The organism is Halobacillus sp. ACCC02827 (assembly GCF_030291935.1).
Lineage (GTDB): Bacteria > Bacillota > Bacilli > Bacillales > Halobacillaceae > Halobacillus.
The window spans coordinates 1715627-1734224 of record NZ_CP128168.1 but is presented as its reverse complement, the minus strand read 5'-3'; the positions used below and the strand labels follow the sequence as shown (position 1 = coordinate 1734224).

The following is an 18598-nucleotide window of genomic DNA, read 5'->3' as shown; positions in this document are numbered from 1 at the left end:
CCATGCGAGTACGTTAGACTTGTTTGTTAAAGGAAAAAAAGAGACTGGCGGGCCAGCTCTTCTTCTCACTATTATTTATTTACATTCGCTTCTTCATCTTTTTTCTCGTCGATCAAAACGGCTTTACGGGAAAGGTTGATTCGTTTCTGACTATCGATTTCCTTAACTTTGACACGGATGGTGTCTCCAAGAGATACGATATCTTCCACCTTACCAATTCTTTCTTCCGCCATTTCTGAAATATGGACAAGTCCTTCTTTACCTTTGAACAATTCAACGAAGGCTCCGAATTTCTCGATGCGCTTCACTTTACCGTCGTAGACTTCTCCGACTTCCACTTCACGGACGATATCTTCAATGATTTTACGTGCCGTTGCGTTCATTCCTGCATCGGTGGATGAGATGAATACCGTACCATCCTGCTCGATATCAATCTTCACTCCGGTATCATCAATGATTTGGTTAATCTGTTTCCCGCTTGGTCCTATAACGTCACGGATCTTATCAGGATTAATCTTCATCGTCATGATCTTCGGTGCGTGCTCAGAAAGTTCACCGCGAGTTTCCGGCATTGTTTGAAGCATATGGTTCAGGATCTCCATTCTGCCTTTTTTCGCCTGAGCGAGAGCTTCGTCAAGAATTTCTCTCGACAACCCTTCAATTTTAATATCCATTTGCAGGGCTGTCACACCTTTGGCTGTTCCGGCAACTTTGAAGTCCATATCGCCGAGCGCGTCTTCCATGCCCTGGATATCTGTCAAAATGGTATAGTCATCGCCTGATTTGACAAGGCCCATCGCGATACCTGCCACTGGTGCCTTAATTGGAACACCTGCATCCATCATAGCAAGCGTACTTGCACAAATACTTGCCTGAGACGTAGAACCGTTGGATTCAAGTACTTCAGATACGAGGCGGATGGTGTACGGGAAGTCTTTCTCGGAAGGGATAACCTTCTCCAACGCCCGCTCACCAAGTGCACCATGACCGATTTCCCGTCGTCCCGGGCCACGAATTGGTCCTGTTTCACCCACGGAGAATTTAGGGAAGTTGTAGTGGTGCATAAACCGTTTGGATTCTTCAAGGTCAAGCCCGTCCAGAATCTGTACATCACCAAGTGCCCCTAATGTCGCCACGCTCAGCGCCTGTGTCTGGCCGCGCGTGAACAATCCGGAACCGTGTGTCCGTGGGAGCAGTCCAACACGGGAAGTCAACGGACGGATTTCGTCCACCCCACGCCCGTCCGGACGGATTTTATCTTTTGTAATTAGACGGCGAACTTCTGTCTTCACCATATGTTCAAGGATCGATGCAACCTGTTTTAAGGTATCTTCATCGGCTTCCTGCTCTTCATAGATGGATAGAATTTCTGTCTTAGCCTGATCGATTGCTTCCTCACGGGCTTTCTTCTCTTCCGTCTTAATTGCTTGTATAATGGTATCCTTCGCCTGTTCTTCCACCTTGCTCTTAAGCTCGGCGTCTAAGTCAAACAACTGGACGTCCATTTTCTCACGGCCGACCGCTGCAATGATCTCTTCCTGGAATGCTACCAGACGTTTGATTTCCTCGTGTCCGAACATGATTGCTTCAAGCATATCTTCTTCTGCAACCTCATCCGCACCGGCTTCAACCATGTTGATCGCATCTTTCGTACCGGCAACCGTTAAATCGATATCACTTTTCTCCTGTTGTTCGATAGTCGGGTTGATGACGAATTCTCCATCGACTCGACCGACGATCACTCCTGCGATCGGCCCGCCAAATGGAATATTGGAAATTCCAAGGGAAATCGAAGAACCGAGCATCGCTGCCATTTCAGAAGAACAGTCCTGATCGACACTCATTACAGAACTGATAACCTGTACATCATTACGGAAACCCTCTGGAAACAGCGGGCGGATTGGACGGTCAATCAAGCGGGATGCAAGGACTGCTTTGTCACTCGGACGTCCTTCCCGTTTAATGAAACCTCCAGGGATCTTACCAACAGCGTATAGACGCTCTTCGTAGTTCACAGTCAATGGGAAGAACGGAAGGTCCTTCGGCTCTTTGGATCCCGTCGCAGTAGACAGGACTGTCGTATCACCGTAATGGACGAGTGCCGCACCATTTGCCTGTTTTGCCAATTCACCGATTTCTACAGAAAATGTACGACCGGCGACATCTATGGAAAACACTTGTTTTTCTTCTGCCATAAAGAACTTAACTCCTCTCAATAACTCTCATTTTCAACTTAAGGGGCTATGAACAGTTTACACCCTTCTGTATGTAAACATACAGAAAAAGCGGGAATACTCCCGCTTTTTCCCATCCATTAACGACGCAAGCCAAGGCTCTTGATTAACTCACGGTAACGTGTAATGTCTTTATTACGTAGGTAGTTCAATAGGTTACGACGCTTACCTACCATTTTAAGCAATCCACGGCGAGAGTGGTGGTCCTGCTTGTGTGTACGCAGGTGATCGTTCAATGTCGTGATTTGCTCAGTAAGTACAGCGATTTGTACTTCTGGAGAACCAGTGTCATTGTCATGAGTTTTGTACTCATTGATTAGTTCTTGTTTACGTTGTTTTGTGATAGCCATTATAGCTACACCTCCTATAAATAGTTAAGAATTCCCTATCCCCGAGCGGACGTCGGAGCTACGTTCCGCCAAGCGAAGGTTCCATAGTAAAGACTACATTTTTTTCAGGTGAAATGCAAGGGAAACCGTCAATTCCTCTTAAAAAATGTACGAATCTCAGCTTCGTCCTGCTTCCGCTGGCCCGCAATCTCCTCCGTATCAGAAAAGTTACGCTCGCTGCGGATCCGCTGATGGAAGCACACCGCAAGACATTCACCGTACCAGTCTCCGCGAAAATCAAAAGCATGCACTTCCAGACTTACATGCTGGGTATCATAAAACATCGGTTTCTGCTCTAAATTCGCCATACCCAACAGCTTCTTCCCTTTAAGACGGATCGAAACGGCGTACACTCCCGGTTTCGGAAGGTAAAAGCTCTCATCCACCTGTATGTCTGCGGTCGGATAACCACTGGTTCTGCTCCGTTTTTCACCGGAGGCAACTTTCCCTGTGATATAGAAGGGTCTTCCGAGCAGCCGTTCTACTTCACTGACCTCCCCTGTATCCAACAGCTTCCGAATCCGCGTGGAGCTGACTTTCTCCTGATCCTTCTCCACTTTCTCAATAACTGTATGAGTCAACCGGCCCTTGGCATCGTCAGGAAGTGTACGCATAGATCCCGCGCCTTTATATCCATAAGTAAAATCAAACCCGGCTACGACGTGTTTTACATGCAGGCCTACAAAATAGTGCTCAACAAAATCTTGTGGAGACAAAGAAGCGAGCCCCTTGTCGAAGCGGACGACGAATAAGTAGTCGATGCCCATTTCTTTAAGGATTGCTTTCTTCTCTCCAAGGGGTGTGATATATCTTGCCTTTTTTCCGCTGTTTTTCAATACGACCGACGGATGAGGATCAAATGTCATGACCGCTCGCTTCAAACCAAGCTCGTCTGCCTTCCTACCCGCGGCTTTTATAACCTTCTGATGACCCTTATGAATACCGTCAAAAAAACCGACGGCCGTTACATTCGGCTCGATCTCCAAAGGATCTACAGGCGATGACTGCGATAAATGAAACGTTTCCATTAACTCACCTGCGCTTTACTGTAATTGTTGCTTCCTATTCTTTCAGAATACCCGGACAGGCTTGATCTTTCCAGGTTTCTCCGGATGTTTCTGATAAATGGCCAGCGCCGTATCCAAACGGGAGACTACAAAAACGTCTTCTGAGAAATTGTCCGGCTCCTCCAGTACTCTTCCGTTCGCAATCATTGCCTGCTCTGCTTCTGTCACTTCAAGAACAGGAAGATGGGTAAGGCCCCGTTGAAGCGGAAGCAGAAATTCACTGATTCTTCCTTCATCTGCTGCCTCTTGCAGCTGATCGAAGGTGTAGCAGTCCCCTTTCTCAATGCCTCCTGTCTTCGTACGTACCAGAGAAGACATATGAGCAGGAAATCCGAGTGCTTTCCCTATATCCACGCAGAGAGTCCGGATGTATGTACCTTTTGAGCATACAGCGCGGAAGGAGAACGAGAAAGTACCGTTCTGAACAGATTCATCTACCGACGTAAGCGCAATTTCCTTAATGGTCACATGACGCGTCGGCCGTTCGATAACTTTTCCTTCTCTTGCGTATTCGTAGAGCCGCCTGCCGTTTACTTTAACCGCCGAGTACATCGGAGGAGTCTGAGTAATTCTTCCTTCGAAAGACCGAAGTGTCTCTTTAATTTGTGTTTTATCCACCGGTTTGTCCACGCTGAGCGTTTCCACCTGATTCCCTCCGGCATCCTCTGTATCTGTCGAATACCCCAAGGTCACTACGGCTTCGTATACTTTGTCGGTGTCCGTCAGAAACGGAACAATTTTCGTCGCCTTTCCAACGCACAATGGCAGGACACCTTCGACATCCGGATCAAGCGTACCTGTGTGGCCGATTTTCTTCATTCTCAACATACCACGCGCTTTACTGACGCAGTCATGAGATGTAAACCCTTTAGGTTTCCATAATGGTAAGATTCCATCCATAGCTTCCACCTCCATCCTGAAATTAAAAAGAACAGATAAAATCCGTGCTTAAACAAGCACGGATTCCATTATCAGCTTTCCGTATCATCCAAATCACGGAGGAGTGTTTCAATACGATTCCCGCGTTCAATCGCTTCATCGAATTCAAACATGATCTCCGGCGTTTTACGGAGTCGAATTCTCTGACCAATTTCAGAACGGATGAAGCCTTTCGCTTTTGCTAAGCCAACAAGGGTATCATGCCGTTGTTTTTCGTCTCCCAATACGGAAATATATACTTTTGCCTGTTGCAAATCACCCGTCACTTTGACTTCGGTGACGGTTACAAAGCCTACGCGCGGATCTTTGATTTTCTTAGAGATGATGTCACTCATCTCTTTTTTCATCTGCTCACCGACGCGGCTTGCTCGTAAATCGTTCATCTTTATTCACCTCTTCTACACAAACATCAAAGCCATTCCAGATTCGTCTCTGTACGTTCGATCTCTGGGAATGAATCAATGAAAGAGAGAGCCTGCTGCATCGTCTGTTCTGCGACCTTCTTACTGCTCGCAATCGTAACAAGACCGAGGCGGGTCCGCTGCCAGAGATCCTGAAACTCCAGTTCACTGACAGCGATGTTAAACTCATTATGAAGCCTCGTCTGAATCCTCTTCAATACGGCACGCTTCTCTTTCAAGGACTGCGCATCATAGATAAAAGCATCCACTTCTGCGCTTATAATCATGCGCGCTCAATTTCCTGCATTTCGTATGGTTCAATAATGTCTCCGACTTTAATGTCGTTGAAATTCTTGACCGTAATTCCACACTCATATCCTTGGGCTACTTCTTTTGCATCATCTTTAAAACGTTTCAATGCATCGATTTCACCTTCATAAATGACGACACCGTCACGGATGACGCGGATACCGGAATGGCGTGTAATCTTACCATCTGTGACATAAGAACCGGCGATTGTACCGATTTTAGACACTTTGAAGATTTCACGAACTTCCACCTGACCGATAATTTTTTCTTCGTACTCCGGATCAAGCATACCTTTCATCGCTGATTCAATTTCTTCCATCACTTTGTAAATGATATTGTGCAGACGGATTTCTACATCCTCGGACTCCGCTGCTTTTCTAGCATTCCCGTCTGGACGGACATTGAAACCAATAATGATGGCATTGGATGCGGATGCAAGTGTCACATCGGACTCTGTAATCGCACCTACACCTGTGTGAATGATCTTAACTTTGACGCCTTCCACTTCGATCTTCTCCAAGGAACCTGCAAGTGCTTCGACAGAACCTTGCACGTCCCCTTTGACGATCAAATTGATTTCTTTGACATCTCCCTGCTTGATCTGTTCAAACAAATCATCAAGGCTGACTTTAGCTGTAGCGGAACGATTTTCCTCCAGCTGTCTTTGTGCACGAGCTTCCCCTACGGAGCGGGCTTTCTTCTCATCGTCAAAGACCAGGAAGCGGTCGCCGGCCTGCGGTACGTTGTTCAAACCGGTAATTTCAACAGGTGTCGATGGACCAGCAACTTTAACGCGGCGTCCGATATCGTTGACCATGGCACGTACACGTCCCCACGTATTACCTACAACGATAGAGTCACTTACGTTAAGGGTACCGTTCTGTACAAGAAGGGTCGCAACCGGCCCACGGCCTTTGTCAAGTTCCGCTTCAATTACAGTACCGTATGCCGGACGTTCAGGGTTTGCTTTTAATTCTTCCATCTCGGAAACAAGTACGATCATTTCCAGGAGATCATCGATTCCTTCACCTTTAACGGCAGACATCTTCACAAAGATCGTCTCTCCACCGAAATCTTCGGCGATGAGTTCATATTCCATCAATTCCTGCATCACGCGCTCAGGATTAGCACCTTCTTTGTCCATCTTGTTCACAGCTACGATGATTGGTACTTCCGCCGCTTTCGCATGGCTGATTGCTTCTTTTGTTTGAGGCATAACTCCATCATCAGCTGCAACGACGAGAATCGCAATGTCTGTTACCTGTGCACCGCGGGAACGCATACTTGTAAACGCAGCGTGACCAGGGGTATCAAGGAACGTAATTTTCTTATCGTTTTCTTCAATTTGGTAAGCACCGATGTGCTGCGTGATTCCTCCGGCTTCGCCTTCGGTTACCTTCGTATTACGAATCTGATCCAGAAGCGTCGTTTTACCGTGGTCAACGTGACCCATGATCGTTACAACCGCCGGGCGCTCTTTCAAGTCTTCCGGTGCATCGTCAAACGTCATGTTCTCGATATCTGTTTCATCAACGATGATTTCTTCTTCCACTTCGACATCAAATTCTGTACAGATAAGCTCAATTGTATCCGCGTCCAATTCCTGGTTTTTCGTAGCCATGACGCCAAGGAACATAAGTTTTTTGATGATTTCAGAAGAATCTTTGTTCAGTTTATCAGCAAGTTCCCCTACAGTCAGGCTGCCTGCGAACGTAATCTTCTCAGGCATCTGTTTCTTAGGCTTCCTCTGCTGCTGTGGCGCCGGCTTTTGACCTTTGTTACGCTGGTTTTTGTTGTTATTATTCGGCTTCTTGCTGTTGTTCTTCGGAGCGTTTCCTTTAGAGCTGTTAGCTTTCTGCCCTTTGCCGAAAGCCTTATCCAGCTTTTCTGCAGCTCCATCTTCTAATGTGGACATATGGTTGTTCACTTCTATATTTAGATTCTGCAGTTTCTCAATTACCTGCTTGCTTGATAGTTCATTTTTCTTTGCATATTCGTATACGCGAATTTTACTCATAAATCTTTCACCCCCGAATGGATTCATCGAGCAGCGATTGCAATTTCTCAGCGAATCCTTTCTCTAGAACTGCGATCGCGACTCTCCCTGTCTTTCCGATGGCCTGGGACAATGTTTGGCGATCGTCCACGGTATAACAAGGTATTTCATAAAAGCTGCACTTGTCTGTGAGCTTCTTTTTCGTTTGCGGGCCGATGTCTTCTGCAATGAGAACCAGTTTCGCCCGTCTTTTCTGGATATCACGGACGATGGATTCCTCGCCAAGCGTACATTTACCGGCTCTCATGGCCATGCCGAGCAAGTTCAAATATGGCTTGTTCATGCTCGTTCTGCCTGCACTATATCTTTAAGTTGTTGATAAATGCCGGCATCGACATCTGCTTTCAGATGGCGGTTGAGCACCTGGCCCTTTTCCGCCTTTGCTATGACGTCGAGATCTTTCGTTAAATAGGCGCCTCGGCCGTTCTTCTTACCGGTATCATCAACAAAAATTTCTCCCTCTTTATTGCGGACAATCCGGATCAACTGTTGTTTCGGCACCATTTCCTGTGTCACGACGCACTTTCTCATGGGTTGTTTCTTGGAATGGGTCATCGTACCACCCCTCCTTATTCTTCAAACAAATCTTCGTCAAGGTCAGATGCGTCTTCACCTTCAGAGGAAGCTTTAGTCAGGATTCCCTGTTCAAGCGCTTCACTCTCACTCTTTATATCAATTTTCCATCCTGTCAACTTGGCTGCCAGGCGTGCGTTCTGCCCGCGCTTACCAATTGCCAGGGAAAGTTGATAATCCGGAACGATAACGGTCGTTGCTTTATCCTCTTCATTTACGAGGACTTCGATAACCTTAGATGGACTGAGAGCGTTGGATACGTATTCTACAGGATCTTCGGACCACTGCACGATGTCGATCTTTTCACCCTTCAGCTCATTGACGATTGCCTGTACACGCTGTCCACGCTGACCGACACAAGAACCGACCGGATCGATTTCCTGATCTTCTGCATAAACGGAGATCTTCGAGCGGTCACCTGCTTCACGCGCTACGGATTTAACTTCGACCGTACCATCATAGATCTCCGGCACTTCCATTTCGAACAGGCGCTTAAGCAGTCCTGGGTGTGTTCTTGACACATAAATATGAGGACCCTTGTTGCTGTTCTCTACTTTCGTGACGAACACCTTGAGGCGGTCATGCACTTCGTAAGTTTCGGTAGGCATCTGCTCTCCCTCAGGGAGACGGGCTTCGATCTTGCCTAAGTTGACATAAACGAAACGCGGGTCTTTACGCTGAATGATACCTGTCATGACGTCTTCTTCGCGATCGACGTACTCTCCGTAAATAATACCTCGTTCTGCTTCCCGTACGCGCTGTGTTACCACCTGCTTCGCAGCCTGTGCTGCGATTCGACCGAAATCCATGGGCGTTACTTCAAGCTCTATGACATCTTCCAGCTCATAGTTAGGATCGATGCCTTTTGCTTCTTCCAAGGAAATCTCCTGTTGTGGATCCATAACCTCTTCCACAATTTCTTTACGAGCAAGCACCTTCATGGCACTTTCCTGCTCATTAATATCCACACGTACGTTCGTTGCAGAATTAAAATTTTTCTTATATGCAGAGATCAAAGCTGCTTCCAAAGCTTCAAGCAACAGGTTTTTGTCGATGCCTTTTTCCTTCTCTAGATAATCCATGGCATCAAATAGTTCACTACTCAACGGTTTTCTCCCCCTTAATTAAACGTGACAGCCAGATTTGCTTTTGCAATTTTAGCAAATGGTACGTCCAACTGTTTCTTTCTCGTCTTGATGGTGATTTCGACGGAAGCGACCCCATCCTCAAAGGCTGTAAGTGTCCCTTCAAATTCTTTCTCTCCATCAATCGGTTCGTATAGTTTCATATAGACATATTCCCCGACGTACTTCTTAAAGTCGGCTTCCGTTTTCAACGGTCGCTCTGCACCTGGTGATGCGACTTCTAGAAAGTAAGGAATTTCAATTGGATCTTCTTCGTCCAATTTCTCACTCAGCTGTTCAGATACTTGTCCGCATTCTTCTATGTCGATGCCGCCTTCTTTATCAATGAAGACTCGCAGATACCAGTTCTGTCCTTCTTTCTTGTATTCCACGTCGACAAGCTCCAAATTCATTTCATCCAATATAGGCTGAACGAGACGTTCAGTGACGGATGTGACATGATTACTCATGTTCTTCCCTCCTTCAATTGCAATGCTTTGCTTCTATTAGTATTGCATGGATTTGCAGATTTCATAGCCGTTTATCTAAGTTGACTAAAAAGCATTACGCAGGTTCAGGCATATACGTAAAATGTCACGAGAAACCGCTATGACATAAATCATAGCGGTTCGTCTCGTGGGCATCCAAGCCCCTGATGCATCGAAGTTTAACCACAAGCAAGAGCCTGGAATATGACGAAAGAGTGGGTTTCCCCACTCTTCCGCCGTTCGTATCGCTCTTCTCACCATTAGAAATATATCATACATGCTTCATTTATGCAACACATGAAGAAAATGACACGGGCTCTCACAAAGCAGGAAGATTAGAATAGAGAAAGCTGGTTTTCTTCCGGCATCCCTTCCAAACAGCCAAAGTTATCCAAGTATTCGAGAACGGTCTTAGAGATACGGCTGCGTTCCCTTAAATCCTGTTTGGATAAGAATTCGCCTTCTTTCCTTGCATTTACAATATTGATCGCGGCATTCGTTCCAAGTCCGTCCACAGCGTTGAATGGCGGGATCAGATAGTCTCCTTCTACTAGAAAGTCTGTAGCGCTCGATTGGTAAAGGTCCACATTCTTAAACCCATACCCACGTTCCGCCATTTCAAGGGAAAGCTCAAGAACAGTCAATAAGCTCTTCTCCTTCGGCGTTGCGTCAAGGCCCTTCCCTTGTATCTCCTGAATTCTCGAGCGGATAGCGTCCGCTCCTTTCATCATCGTTTCCAATTCGAAGTCGCTTGCTCTAACTGTAAAGTAAGCAGCATAGAAGTAAATGGGATAATGAACCTTGAAGTAAGCGATTCGGACCGCCATCAGGACATAAGCTGCTGCGTGGGCTTTAGGGAACATGTATTTGATCTTTTTACAGGAGTCGATATACCAGTCCGGCACCCCGTGTTTCTTCATCTCTTCGATCCACTCATCCTGAAGCCCCCGTCCTTTACGGACAAACTCCATGATTTTAAAAGCAAGAGATGGATCGAGACCCTTGTGCATCAAATAAACCATGATATCGTCCCGGCACCCGATAACTTCCGGCAATGTACAAATACCGTCATTAATCAACTGTTCCGCATTTCCAAGCCATACATCCGTCCCGTGGGACAGACCTGATATAATAACTAGCTCGGCAAACGTCTTCGGTTTCGTATCTTCAAGCATCTGCCGGACGAAGCGTGTACCAAATTCCGGTACTCCCAGCGTCCCTGTCTTACACATGATCTGTTCTGCTGTTACACCAAGTGCTTCCGGTCCGCTGAAAATCTTCATCACTTCCGGATCGTCGACAGGTATTTCCTTCTGATTGATTCCACTTAAATCCTGAAGCATGCGGATAACCGTCGGATCATCGTGCCCGAGAATATCAAGCTTCAGCAAGTTATCGTGGATGGAGTGGAAGTCAAAGTGGGTCGTTCTCCACTCGGATTTCGTATCATCCGCCGGATACTGGATCGGAGAGAAATCATAAATTTCCATATCATCCGGAACAACGATGATCCCGCCGGGGTGCTGCCCGCTTGTCCTTTTGACACCTGTACAACCCTGGACGAGCCTGTCTATCTCTGCATTTTTATATTGAAGCTGATGGTCTCCAGCATAGCCTTTCACGTACCCATAGGCCGTCTTCTCCGCAATCGTACCGATCGTACCCGCCCGGTACACACTATCCTCGCCAAACAACTCTTTCGTGTAGTTGTGGGCATGGGGCTGATATTCCCCGGAGAAGTTCAAGTCAATATCCGGAACCTTGTCCCCTTTGAAACCAAGGAACGTTTCAAACGGGATGTCCTGACCGTCTTTTTTAAGGGATGTACCACATTCCGGGCACTCTTTCTCCGGAAGATCGAATCCACTCCCCACAGAACCATCTGTGAAGAATTCATTGTATTGACAGGATGGACAAACATAGTGAGGCGGAAGTGGGTTCACCTCTGTAATATCGGTCATCGTAGCAACAAAGGAAGAACCGACGGAACCACGAGATCCCACTAGATAACCGTCCTCAAGCGATTTCGTTACAAGCTTCTGGGAAATCAAATAAATGACCGCAAAACCGTTACCGATAATACTGTCGAGTTCCTTTTCCAGACGCTTAACAATCAGGTCCGGTATCTGTTCGCCGTAAATGCTGCGGGCTTTATTATAAGACATCTCCCTGATTTCCTGCTCCGCCCCTTCGATATTCGGGGTGTACAGGTCATCTTTTACGGGTTTCACATCTTCGATCAACCCGGATACTTTATGGGTGTTGTCGACGACCAGTTCCTTCGCTTTATCCTTACCTAGAAACGACAATTCTTCTATCATCTCGTTGGTTGTCTTGAAATGGACTTCAGGAAGAGTTTGGCGGTTCAAAGGATTTCCGTTCTGGGAGGAGACGAGAATCTGCCGGTACTGCTTTTCATGCGGCTCCAGGTAGTGGGTATTCCCTGTAGCGACGACCGTTTTTCCAAGTCTTTCTCCCATAGCGACGAGACGCTTAAGAATATCCAGCACCTGCGCTTCTGTCTGAACGAGATCTTTCTCAATCAGGTGATTGTAGTTTCCTGGAGGCTGGATTTCAATGTAGTCGTAGAATTCGGCAACCTTCTCTGCCTCTTCCTCCGACTTCTGCATGATCGTTTCAAACACCTCACCTTTATCACAGCCGGAGCCGATCAAAATCCCCTCTCTATATTTAGACAATAGAGAACGGGGGATGCGCGGTACACGGTAAAAATAGTTAACATGTGCTTCTGATACGAGCCTGTAAATATTCTTAAGACCAGTACTGTTTTGAGCTAGAAGCGTACAATGAAAAGGCCGGGAACGTTGATAAGCTTTCCCTTCCCCCATATAATCGTTTAAGTTCTTATGGTTGGTAATTCCTCTTTCAAACGCACGTTTTAACAATTTCCACAAAAGATAACCGGTCGCCTCGGCATCATAAATCGCACGGTGGTGCTGAGTAAGTTCAATATCAAATTTCTTACACAACGTATTTAAACGGTGGTTCTTAAGTTCTGGAACAAGAAAACGGGCAAGTTCAAGCGTATCGATAACCGGGTTCTTTGCTTTTCCATAATCAATACGCTTGAACCCTGCATTTAGGAATCCCATATCGAAACTTGCGTTGTGGGCGACGAGAATATCGTCTGCCATCCACTCATGGAAATCCTTCAGGACGTCCCCGATCTCCGGCGCATCCTTTACCATATCGTCCGTAATACCAGTTAAATCGATTGTCGTTTGAGACAGCGGGTGATGAGGGTTTGCAAAGGACTCAAAGCGATCGATGATCTCTCCGCCCTTCACTTTCACTCCTGCAAGCTCAATAATCTGATCATATACGGCAGACAGTCCGGTAGTCTCTACGTCAAAAACGACATAGACATCGTCTTCGAGCACCCTGTCCTGGGCTTCATAAGCAATGGGCACCCCGTCATCAACGAGATTCGCCTCCACACCGTAAAGGATTTTTATGCCGTTCTTCTGGCCGGCTGCGTAGGCATCCGGGTAGGCTTGGACGACGGCGTGATCCGTAATGGCTACCGCCTCATGCCCCCAATCTGCCGCCTGTTTGACGAGACGGGAAGGAGCAACAGGAGCGTCCATCGCACTCATCGTCGTGTGCGCATGCAATTCAATCCGTTTCTCCCCTTCTGGTGCTTCGTCTCTGCGGAGATTTGGTTTCACTTCATTGATGTCATTAGCCATCATCGTCAATTCATTCGTGAAATTATCGGTCTGGATACTTCCCCGGGCCTTTACCCACATGCCTTTTTCCACATGCTTGAACATTTCTGCATGATCATCGCCGCGGGAGAACATCTTAATGGAGAAGGAATCACTGTAGTCCGTAACTTTCAATAGAAGCAGGTGTCGACCTGAGCGAAGTTCCTTTACTTCTACATCAAATACGTACCCCTGTACAGCAAGCTTTCTCTCTTCTTCCAGAATGTCCGACATCATCACAATATCATCCTGAATCTTATACCCGATTTCAAGCGGCCCTTTCGGTTTTGTATCATCCTTCTCTTTTGCGCGTTCTTCCTGTTCTTTAACCGCTTGCTGCACAAGAATTTTGTCTTCTTTCTGCCGCTCTTCCTGGAACTTCTTGATTTGTTCCTTCTCCTCTTTCACACGTGTAGACAGCATATATGGCGGAAGCCCTGTGACGGAACAGAACTGCTTCAGCGGTTCTTCGAGATTCTTTTGGACCGCGTGGCTTTCTGCAAGATTTCTACAAGTTAACATAATCTTATTTCCGTTAACCTCAGGCTGTTGTTCCATAAGTAAGTCTTTGTAACCAGGCGTCAAGTTCTTCAGAGTACGGATGAACGCCTGCCAATATTCCAAAACGTCTGATGGTGTCAATTCTTTTTCTGTCGTTTCCATCGTCCAGGAAACCTCTGCAATGGCGCGGAACGCGCTCGTAAGTTTGGACGTAAACAATTCATAGACAGACGGCGGCAGCGGTTTAGGCAGTTGAAAATGAAAGTGCCATACTTTCCTTTCCCGATAAACGACCACTTTTTCGAGACGGCTGTCTTTGAAATGAGGCTCAATCAAATCATGAGGAAATTGGATCTGTTCCAGCAGATAGTGCATTTTCTCCTGATTGGATACGCTCATAAGGGTTCCTCCTCTTCCACAGAACACAGGTCATCATGGAAATACCCTTGCTAAAGTTTCTCGCAGCAAGGGTATGTGTTCTCCATTCGATTCTTATGCCTGATACCAGTTTTTCACATAGTCGATGATTTCATTTGTTTCCAAGTCCTTCTGTTCTCCGGTTGCACGCTCTTTCAGTTCAACCACTGCTTCAGGAGCACGCTTTCCTACCGTTATCCTGAGCGGGACACCGAACAGGTCACTGTCTGCGAACTTGACTCCGGCACGTTCTTTACGATCATCATATAGGACCTCGATGCCCGCTTCAAGCAGCATCCCGTAAATTTCTTCTGCCAAATCCTTCTGCTCCTGCTTCTTCGGATTCATGGATAAAAGATGAACTTTGTAAGGAGCGATATTGGCCGGCCAAGTGATGCCGCGCTCATCATGATATTGTTCCACAATGGCAGCTACTGTCCGGGAGACACCGATTCCGTATGATCCCATGATCATTGTTTTCGCTTTCCCCTGATCATTTAAGAATGTCGCGTTCATGCGTTCCGAGTAGAATTCGCCCAGCTTGAACACGTGACCAACCTCGATTCCCCGCGCGAACTTAATGGAACCCTCACCGTCCGGGGAAGGATCCCCTTCTTGAATGAAGCGAAGATCTGCATACTGCTTCACTTGGAAATCTACACCGGGCGTTGCGTTTGTGTAATGATACCCTTCCTCATTTGCCCCACAAGAAGCATTAACAAGTGCTTCCACGGCAAAGTCTGCTACAACATCCACGTCTTCCGGCACATTAACCGGTCCAAGAGAACCGAAACCCGTTCCAAGGAGCCGCTTTGTATCTTCTTCCGATGCTAGTTCTACGACACCGGCGTCATACAGATTTTTCAACTTCACATCGTTGACTTCGTGATCGCCGCGTGTAATAACCATCACAAACGCTTCGTCCACTTGGAAAAGGATCGCTTTCATACCCTTATCGAGATCATGACCAAGGAAGTCCGCGACTTCCTTCATCGTTTTCTTACCTGGTGTTTCGACTTTCTCCATTTCTTTGGAGGCTTCTTTGGACTTCTCGTATTTAGTCACGACCGGTGCCATTTCGATGTTCGCTGCATAACGGGACGTATCGGAATAAGCGATCACGTCTTCCCCTACTTCCGACAGCACCATGAATTCATGGGTGTCCTTCCCTCCCATTGCTCCAGAGTCAGCAATGACCGCTCGGAAGTTCAAGCCTAAACGGCTGAAAATATTAGAGTAAGCCTGAAACATTTTGTCATACGTTTCATCAAGGCTTTCGTACGATTCATTAAACGAGTAAGCATCCTTCATCAAGAATTCACGGCCGCGAAGCAGTCCGAATCGAGGACGTGCTTCATCACGGAATTTGTTTTGAATTTGGAAGACGGTCAGCGGCAGCTGCTTGTAACTTTTCACCTCATCACGGACAAGGCTTGTGATTACTTCCTCGTGTGTGGCACCCAGCGCGAATTCACGGCCGTTTCGGTCATGCATTCGCATCAGCTCAGACCCGAAGGTTGTCCAACGACCACTTTCTTTCCACAATTCAGACGGCTCAAGAGCGGGCATCGCCATTTCGTGAGCACCGATTTTCTCCATTTCTTCACGTACGATAGCTTCTACTTTATTCAATACACGTTTGCCGATTGGTAGGAAACTGTAAATTCCAGATGCAATCTGGCGTATGTAACCTGCCCGGACGAGCAGCTGGTGGCTCTTAATATCCGCATCAGCCGGGTTTTCTTTCAACGTTGGAATTAACATTTGACTTTGTCTCATAGTGACACCTCAGTTCTTGATTAATAAAAGAAGCTAGAAGCCTAGGAATCAACCTGTACCTGAAGGCTTCCAGCCATATTTTCTATAAAAATAACCGTTGAATGTCGTTCCAGGTGACGACAAGCATCAGCAGGAACAATAGTGCGAAACCGATGAAATGGACCATACCCTCTTTTTGAGGATCGATCGGCTTTCCTCGGATTCCTTCTAATCCAACGAACAACAGACGTCCGCCATCCAGTGCCGGAAGCGGCAGCAGATTGACAATCCCCAGATTGATACTAAGGATCGCCGTCCACATGACGAAATTCGTGAAACCTGTCTGGACGACCTGGTCGGTGGCATCATAAATGCCGACAGGTCCGGAGAGCATATCAAGCGAGAACTGGCCTGTTACAAGCTTTCCGAGATTCGTAAGGATAAGCGTGGACCACTCGTAGGTCTGCGTGAATCCGAACGTCAGCTTCTTAGCGAAAGAATCCTCAAATGCCCTTGAAACGCCGACTTGACCGATGGTAATATCCTGCGCCTCTACCGCAGCAGGAGTAACATTCACTTCCTGCGTTTGGTCATTTCTCTGAAGCGTAAGTGCAACTTCTTCATCCGGATGTTCGCGGATGATCGTCGTGAATTCTTCCCACGTGTCGACAGACTGTCCGTCGACAGCAGTCACTCGATCACCAGCCATTAACCCCGCCTGGTCTGCAGGCGAATTGTCCTGTATGGTACCAAGCTTCGCTTCATCAGACGGCACACCCTGAGCAAATCCAAGGATCAGGAACAGAATAATGGCTAGTACAAAGTTCATTAAAGGACCGGCGAATAGCTGCATCGCTCTCTGCGGCACTGTTTTGGATGCGAATTGACGATCGTATGGAGCAATCTGCGTTTCCTTCTCATCCATGACGAACATCGCCTTCGGATCGACTTCAAAGAAAAGTTTCTCGTCCTCATCGATTTCATACCCTTCAATCAGAAGGTTATGATCGAGATCTGCTTTTTCCACTTCGATGACTCTCGCGTGTGGATGCTTCGACTTGTTGTTAACGATGATCCGATTCACTTTTCCTTCCTGGTTGAATTCAAGACCGATATGGTGACCGGCTTTCAATTCAACAATTTCGGGATCCTCCCCTGCTACCCGAACGTACCCACCGACCGGCAGCAGCCGAATGGTGTATAGTGTTTCGTTTCGAGTGAAGGCGAAGATCTTGGGTCCGAAACCGATCGCAAATTCACGGGCGAGCATCCCTGCACGCTTAGCGAAAATAAGATGCCCCCACTCATGAACGAAAACCAAAAGCCCGAACATGAGTATAAATGCAATCACGGTAGTCAAATGAAGCACCTTCCTTCTTTTATGGCATTGTTATCGAGCAGACTCGTCCGCTTTACGGCTCCAATCTGCAGCAGCCAGGAAAGGCGAACACCTTTCCCATTAAAACCGTTATACAAGAAAAGAACGGACGCTCTTTCTCGTTTCCTCATCTATAGAAATTATGGTAGACAAGTCCGGGTTATGAATCCTTGTGTGGTTTTCCAATGCTTGTGCAATGTATTTCTCAATATCGAGGAAGGATATTTTGCCTTCCAGGAAAAGCTGCACCGCTTCTTCATTTGCTGCGTTAAGCACCGTCGGCATCGAACCACCCGAAGCTCCTGCTTCATACGCCATTTTCAAACAAGGAAAACGTTCAAAGTCCATTTTTTCAAAATGAAGCGCAGCTATCTCTTCAAGGTTTAACGGCTTCGTAATCGGAAGCTCTTTCCGTTCCGGATATGTCAATGCATACTGGATCGGCACTTTCATATCCGGTGTTCCGAGCTGGGCAATCACGCTTCGATCGGAGTATTCCACCATGGAATGGATGACGCTTTCTCTATGAAGAATAACATGAATCTGTTCATAAGGTACACCGAAAAGCCAGTGTGCTTCGATCACTTCAAGCCCCTTATTCATCATGGATGCAGAATCAATGGTGATTTTAGCTCCCATACTCCAATTCGGATGCTTGAGGGCGTCTTCCACTGTTACCCCTTTTAATTCTTCACGTGTCCGGTCCCGGAAGCTCCCACCGGAAGCGGTGATGATCAGTTTATTTATATCTTTTGGATTCTCCCCGTTCAGGGACTGGTATATGGCAGAATGCTCACTGTCTACCGGGAGAAGTTCAACGCCGTACTTCTCTGCTTCTGCCATTACTAAATGACCGGCTGTTACCAAAGTCTCTTTGTTGGCAATCGCAATTACTTTCTGAGCCTGAATGGCTTTCAACGTCGCCGGAAGTCCAACACTTCCCATGACGGCATTGACTACTACATCCACAGCATCGGCTACACAGGCTTCAATTAAACCCTTGGATCCAGAAAGGACAGAAATACCTTCTATTTCTTTCTCCAGCTTGTCTTTGGTCTCTTCATCCTGAACGACTATCATTTCAGGCTGGAATTCCTTGATGAGCGGCAAAGCTTTTTCAATATTCCTTCCGAACGCCATTGCGTACAGACGGAACTCGTCGGGATGCAGTCGGATGACATCGAGGGTTTGAATACCAATGGACCCTGTCGCCCCGAGCAGTGCTATTTGTTTCAT

General features: G+C 46.9%; 15 protein-coding genes. All 15 read right to left on the bottom strand.

The window, feature by feature from the left end; genetic code table 11:
• Positions 1–71 precede the first annotated feature (71 nt).
• Positions 72–2195: a polyribonucleotide nucleotidyltransferase gene (gene pnp, locus QRD89_RS09250; RefSeq protein WP_062513419.1), complete on the bottom strand. Its 2124-nt coding sequence runs from the start codon at positions 2193–2195 to the stop codon at positions 72–74.
• Positions 2196–2314: 119 nt separating this feature from the next.
• The gene (rpsO, locus tag QRD89_RS09245; protein WP_008639627.1) at positions 2315–2584 is read right to left on the bottom strand and encodes a 30S ribosomal protein S15; all 270 of its coding nucleotides are present in this window, start codon (positions 2582–2584) and stop codon (positions 2315–2317) included.
• A 128-nt stretch (positions 2585–2712) separates the two neighbouring features.
• On the bottom strand, positions 2713–3651 hold the full coding sequence (gene ribF / locus QRD89_RS09240; protein ID WP_286096769.1) for a riboflavin biosynthesis protein RibF: 939 nt from the start codon (positions 3649–3651) through the stop codon (positions 2713–2715).
• Between the two features lie 42 nt (positions 3652–3693).
• Positions 3694–4590 carry a tRNA pseudouridine(55) synthase TruB gene (gene truB, locus QRD89_RS09235; RefSeq protein ID WP_008639625.1) on the bottom strand — a complete coding sequence of 299 codons (897 nt, stop codon included), beginning with the start codon at positions 4588–4590 and terminating at the stop codon, positions 3694–3696.
• Positions 4591–4661: 71 nt separating this feature from the next.
• Positions 4662–5012, bottom strand: a complete 351-nt coding sequence (gene rbfA / locus QRD89_RS09230) for a 30S ribosome-binding factor RbfA (protein WP_008639624.1) — start codon at positions 5010–5012, stop codon at positions 4662–4664.
• 26 nt (positions 5013–5038) lie between these two features.
• Entirely contained in the window at positions 5039–5317 is a 279-nt protein-coding gene (locus tag QRD89_RS09225; protein WP_008639623.1) for a DUF503 domain-containing protein, read from the bottom strand.
• Positions 5314–7356 carry a translation initiation factor IF-2 gene (infB, locus tag QRD89_RS09220; RefSeq protein WP_008639622.1) on the bottom strand — a complete coding sequence of 681 codons (2043 nt, stop codon included), beginning with the start codon at positions 7354–7356 and terminating at the stop codon, positions 5314–5316. Before infB ends, QRD89_RS09225 begins: the two co-directional genes overlap by 4 nt.
• 7 nt (positions 7357–7363) lie before the next feature.
• Positions 7364–7678 (bottom strand): YlxQ family RNA-binding protein, encoded by a 315-nt coding sequence (locus QRD89_RS09215; RefSeq protein WP_008639620.1) that lies wholly within the window; start codon positions 7676–7678, stop codon positions 7364–7366.
• A complete protein-coding gene (rnpM, locus tag QRD89_RS09210; RefSeq protein WP_008639618.1) occupies positions 7675–7950 on the bottom strand; it encodes an RNase P modulator RnpM in 276 nt (91 codons plus the stop codon). Before rnpM ends, QRD89_RS09215 begins: the two co-directional genes overlap by 4 nt.
• A gap of 14 nt (positions 7951–7964) precedes the next feature.
• Positions 7965–9074 (bottom strand): transcription termination factor NusA, encoded by a 1110-nt coding sequence (nusA, locus tag QRD89_RS09205; protein ID WP_008639616.1) that lies wholly within the window; start codon positions 9072–9074, stop codon positions 7965–7967.
• A 14-nt stretch (positions 9075–9088) separates the two neighbouring features.
• A complete protein-coding gene (gene rimP, locus QRD89_RS09200) occupies positions 9089–9562 on the bottom strand; it encodes a ribosome maturation factor RimP (RefSeq protein ID WP_008639614.1) in 474 nt (157 codons plus the stop codon).
• A gap of 353 nt (positions 9563–9915) precedes the next feature.
• Positions 9916–14208: a PolC-type DNA polymerase III gene (locus QRD89_RS09195; RefSeq protein ID WP_286096768.1), complete on the bottom strand. Its 4293-nt coding sequence runs from the start codon at positions 14206–14208 to the stop codon at positions 9916–9918.
• 93 nt (positions 14209–14301) lie between these two features.
• Positions 14302–16005 (bottom strand): proline--tRNA ligase, encoded by a 1704-nt coding sequence (locus QRD89_RS09190; protein WP_026577455.1) that lies wholly within the window; start codon positions 16003–16005, stop codon positions 14302–14304.
• 82 nt (positions 16006–16087) lie between these two features.
• Positions 16088–17344, bottom strand: coding sequence for an RIP metalloprotease RseP (rseP, locus tag QRD89_RS09185; RefSeq protein WP_026577456.1), 1257 nt, complete (start codon positions 17342–17344; stop codon positions 16088–16090).
• A 108-nt stretch (positions 17345–17452) separates the two neighbouring features.
• The gene (gene dxr, locus QRD89_RS09180) at positions 17453–18598 is read right to left on the bottom strand and encodes a 1-deoxy-D-xylulose-5-phosphate reductoisomerase (protein WP_286096767.1); all 1146 of its coding nucleotides are present in this window, start codon (positions 18596–18598) and stop codon (positions 17453–17455) included.

Excerpts from the sequence above, each read along its gene's own strand:
- pnp (WP_062513419.1), bottom strand. The coding sequence starts at position 2,195 with ATGGCAGAAGAAAAACAAGTGTTTTCCATAGATGTCGCCGGTCGTACA.
- rpsO (WP_008639627.1), bottom strand. The coding sequence starts at position 2,584 with ATGGCTATCACAAAACAACGTAAACAAGAACTAATCAATGAGTACAAA.
- ribF (WP_286096769.1), bottom strand. The coding sequence starts at position 3,651 with ATGGAAACGTTTCATTTATCGCAGTCATCGCCTGTAGATCCTTTGGAG.
- truB (WP_008639625.1), bottom strand. The coding sequence starts at position 4,590 with ATGGATGGAATCTTACCATTATGGAAACCTAAAGGGTTTACATCTCAT.
- rbfA (WP_008639624.1), bottom strand. The coding sequence starts at position 5,012 with ATGAACGATTTACGAGCAAGCCGCGTCGGTGAGCAGATGAAAAAAGAG.
- QRD89_RS09225 (WP_008639623.1), bottom strand. The coding sequence starts at position 5,317 with ATGATTATAAGCGCAGAAGTGGATGCTTTTATCTATGATGCGCAGTCC.
- infB (WP_008639622.1), bottom strand. The coding sequence starts at position 7,356 with ATGAGTAAAATTCGCGTATACGAATATGCAAAGAAAAATGAACTATCA.
- QRD89_RS09215 (WP_008639620.1), bottom strand. The coding sequence starts at position 7,678 with ATGAACAAGCCATATTTGAACTTGCTCGGCATGGCCATGAGAGCCGGT.
- rnpM (WP_008639618.1), bottom strand. The coding sequence starts at position 7,950 with ATGACCCATTCCAAGAAACAACCCATGAGAAAGTGCGTCGTGACACAG.
- rimP (WP_008639614.1), bottom strand. The coding sequence starts at position 9,562 with ATGAGTAATCATGTCACATCCGTCACTGAACGTCTCGTTCAGCCTATA.
- QRD89_RS09195 (WP_286096768.1), bottom strand. The coding sequence starts at position 14,208 with ATGAGCGTATCCAATCAGGAGAAAATGCACTATCTGCTGGAACAGATC.
- QRD89_RS09190 (WP_026577455.1), bottom strand. The coding sequence starts at position 16,005 with ATGAGACAAAGTCAAATGTTAATTCCAACGTTGAAAGAAAACCCGGCT.
- dxr (WP_286096767.1), bottom strand. The coding sequence starts at position 18,598 with ATGAAACAAATAGCACTGCTCGGGGCGACAGGGTCCATTGGTATTCAA.